We start from the raw sequence: 440 nt of genomic DNA, 5'->3' as shown, positions 1-440 counted from the left end.
CCGTGCTGCTGGTGGTTCCCGTGCTGGTCGCGCCGGGGGCGCGGGTGCTGCGGGCGAGGCTTCTCGCCATGTCTCCTCCTCGTCGATCCAGGAGGGGTGGGCCCGTCCGTCGGGCACGGGCGACCCGTGCGCGACGGGTGGTGCCCTGAGAATCCCGACTCCCTACGCCGGTGTGAACCGGATCAGGTTCGAGGGTCTGCGGAGTTCCGCACTCTCAGCGTCCTGCGTCCGGTGGGGGCCCGGACGACGCTCCCCTGTCGTTCGGGACGATCGTACCGGCGCCCACCGACATGCCCGGTCGGCGTGCGCGTCGCCCCTCAGGTCCGGTCGCCTGTCGGCTCTCTCTGGCTCTCCCGTGCGCTCCCTTCCTCCCGTCGCCCCTTCATGTCCTTCCTCCACTCCCGCTGCCCCGCCTTGACCGGACTCAACCGGTCGTCGCA

The 440-nt window shown here is 71.6% G+C and carries 1 riboswitch.

The annotated features are described in order from the left end of the window. Window positions 1–142 precede the first annotated feature (142 nt). Window positions 143–266, bottom strand: a riboswitch (TPP riboswitch). Window positions 267–440: the final 174 nt, after the last annotated feature.

The organism is Actinotalea ferrariae CF5-4 (assembly GCF_000603945.1).
Classification (GTDB): Bacteria; Actinomycetota; Actinomycetes; order Actinomycetales; family Cellulomonadaceae; genus Actinotalea; species Actinotalea ferrariae.
The sequence above is the reverse complement of the archived record's forward strand: the minus strand, read 5'-3'. Positions and strand labels throughout refer to the sequence as shown.